The sequence below is a fragment of the Kineococcus indalonis genome (genome assembly GCF_009906395.1).
Classification (GTDB): domain Bacteria; phylum Actinomycetota; class Actinomycetes; order Actinomycetales; family Kineococcaceae; genus Kineococcus; species Kineococcus indalonis.
In genome coordinates this window covers 1-2,959 of the sequence record NZ_JAAALM010000501.1, presented here as the reverse complement: position 1 = coordinate 2,959, position 2,959 = coordinate 1, and the positions used below count along the sequence as shown (strand labels likewise).

The window sequence follows — 2,959 nt, the reverse complement described above, 5'->3', positions numbered from 1 at the left end:
TCGCGGCCGTGACCGTCGTGGCGGTGCCGCTGGTGCTGCTGGACCTGTGGGCGCCGTGGACGGCGGTGCCGGTGTGCCTGGTCGCCGCCGTCCTGGCCGGGCGGCTGGGGTGGGCGGTGCCGCCGGTGCCCGCGCCCGCGTGGGCGGCCCTGGCCAGCGCCGCCATCGCCCTGGGCGGCGGGCTGTGGGCGGCGCTGACGCGCGCCGAGCACGTCGTGCTGCGCCGCGACGCCGGCTCGCAGGCCCTGTACGCGCACCACCTGGCCACCCACCACGGCCTGCCGGTGGACCCCTCGCTGGCCGCCCTGGGCGGGGCGCAGGCGCTGGCCGACCCGGGCGTGACGACCGCCAGCCCGGCGTTCTACGAGGTCGGCACCGACGTGGTGCCGCAGTTCCTGCTGGGCGCGCCGGCGCTGTACTCGCTGGGGGAGTGGGCCGCCGGGTGGCAGGGGCTGCTGCTGGCGCCGGCGGTGGTGGCGGTGGCCGCGCTGCTGGCCGTGGCGGGCCTGGCCGCGCGCCTGCTGGGGCCGCGCTGGGCGCCCGCGGCCGTGGCCGCCTTCGCCCTGGCCCAGCCGGTGCTGCACGTGGACCGCTCCACGTACTCGGAGGTCCCGGCGCTGCTGGTGCTGGCCGGGGCGGCCTCGCTGCTCGTGGCGGCCACCGACGCGCCGGGCGCCGTGGCCCGGCGCGGCGCCACGGCCGCCGCGCGCCTGGGCGGCGGCGCGGGCCTGCTGCTGGGCGCGTGCGGGTTCGTGCGCATCGACTTCCTGCGCGAGGTGGCGCTGCTGCTGCCGGTGGCCGCGGCGCTGGCGGCGCTGCGCCACCCCGCGGCCCGGGCCCTGCTGGCGGGCACCGCGCTGAGCACGCTGCTGGCCTCGGCGGCGGCCCTGGCGTACTCGCGCCCCTACCTGGGCACGATCTCCGGCTCGCTGCTGCCGCTGGTGGCGGCGCTGCTCGCGCTGGGCGCCGCCTCCTGGGCCGGGCTGCGCCTGGCGCGCTCCGGCCGGCTGGCGCGGGTGCGGGCGCTGACGGGCCCGCGGCTGGGCCCGGTGCTGGCCGCGGCGCTGGCGGTGGTGCTGCTGGCGCTGGCCAGCCGGCCGCTGTGGCTGGTGGTGCGCCAGGACCCCGAGGACCCCGGCAGCAGGCTGGTGGCCGGCCTGCAGCTGGCGCAGGGCCTGCCGGTGGACGGCGGGCGCACCTACGCGGAGCACTCGGTGGACTGGCTGGCCTGGTACCTGGGCTGGCCGGCCGTGGCGGCCGCCGGCGCCGCGGCCGTGGTGCTGCTGGCGCGCCTGGTGCCGGCGCTGCAGGGGCGCGCTCCGCTGCCGGCGTGGACGGTGCCGTTCGTCGTGGCCGTCGGCTCCGCGCTGCTGACGCTGTACCGCCCCGGCATCACCCCCGACCACCCGTGGGCGGACCGGCGCGCGGTGCCGGTGGTGCTGCCGGCGGTGGTGCTGCTGGCCACCGCCGCCGCGGCGTGGGCGGTGCGCGAGCTGCCCGCCCGCGTGGCCCGGGTGCTGCCCGGGCGCGGGGCGGGCGCGGTGCTGGGCGCGGTGGGGGTGGTGCTGCTGGTGGTGCCGGCGGCGCTGGCCACCGCTCCGCTGGCCGGGCAGCGCACCGAGCGCGGGGAGCTGGCCGCGGTGGCCGAGGCGTGCGCGTCCTTCGCCGAGGGCGACGTGGCGCTGGCGGTGGACGCCCGCGCCCGCAACGAGTGGCCGCAGGTGCTGCGCGGCACCTGCGGGGTGCCGGCGGCCTCGCTGGTGGTGCCCACCGCCCTGGGCCGCCCCGGCACCCCGGGGTACGACGAGGCGCTGCGGGCGGTGGTGCGCCGGCAGGCCGAGCGGGTGCGCGCGGCTGGCGGGCGGCCGGTGCTGGTGGCCGCCGGCGGGGAGCGGGCGGCGGCGGAGGCGCTGCGCGCCCTGGGCGTGGCCGAGCCGGTGACGGTGGCGCGGGTGCGCACCGTGGAGGACGAGCGGGTGCTCACCGAGCGCCCCGACGGCGGGCAGGCCATCACCGTGGAGCTCGTCACGGGCGAGGCCCCCGGGCCGGACGGGCCCGCCGGGCCCGAGGGCACCGCCGCGGCCGGCGACGCCGGCTGACGGCCGGCGGGGCCGCCGGGCCCGCGGTGCCCTCAGGGCAGCCGGGTCCGGGAGCAGCGCGTGACGTAGGGCACCACCAGCTCCCCGGCGGCGCGCAGCCGCTCCTCGGCCTGGCGGCGCACGTCCTCGAGCACCTCGCGGCGCCGCTGCTCGTCCAGCGTGATGACCCAGCTGCGCGAGCGCGTCAGGTCCAGCAGGCCCTCCACGCTCGTCGGCTGCCGCCAGCGCACGTCGTAGCGCTCCACCGGCCCGAACGGCGCGCCCACCCGCGGCGCCAGGCTGCCCAGGTGCTCCTCGCCCGGCCCCGGCAGGGTGCGGTCCAGCTGCGCGACCCAGTCCACGGACGGGTCGCGCACGTTCCACAGCAGCCCCAGCCACCCGCCCGGGCGCAGCACCCGCGCCACCTCCGGCGCCGCCCGGTCCGGGTCCACCCAGTGCCAGGACTGCCCGGCGACGACGGCGTCGACGCTGCTCGAGGGCAGCGGCAGGTCCTCGCCGGTGCCCTCGAGCAGCGTCACCCCGGGCAGCACCGCGGCGAACTGCTCGCGCATGCCGGCCGTCGGCTCGACGGCCACCACGTCCAGGCCGCGGGCGAGCAGCAGGCGGGTCAGCTTGCCGGTGCCGGCGCCCAGGTCGAGCACGCGGCGCGCGCCGGGCGGCAGCACCCAGTCCAGCGCCTCCGCCGGGTAGCTGGGGCGGGCGCGCTCGTACACGTCGGCGGCCGCGCCGAAGGAACGGGCCTGGGCGGCGCGCTGCGCCCTGCGCTGGTCGGGGTCCACGGGCAGGTCCACGCCGCACATGCTGCACGCCCGCCCGCGCCGCGCGACGCCGGGAGCCCCCGGTCGGCGTAGGTAAGCTCC

The 2,959-nt window shown here is 81.0% G+C and carries 2 protein-coding genes; one reads left to right on the top strand and one right to left on the bottom strand.

Annotation, left to right across the window (positions count from 1 at the left end; genetic code table 11):
• Positions 1-2,099 (top strand): hypothetical protein (locus tag GTR00_RS18045; RefSeq protein WP_166612962.1); only part of this gene is annotated, 2,099 nt, incomplete at its 5' end.
• Between the two features lie 32 nt (positions 2,100-2,131).
• On the opposite strand, the gene GTR00_RS18040 is transcribed toward GTR00_RS18045, so the two are convergent.
• On the bottom strand, positions 2,132-2,890 hold the full coding sequence (locus GTR00_RS18040; RefSeq protein WP_323132590.1) for a class I SAM-dependent methyltransferase: 759 nt from the start codon (positions 2,888-2,890) through the stop codon (positions 2,132-2,134).
• Between the last annotated feature and the right edge of the window lie 69 nt (positions 2,891-2,959).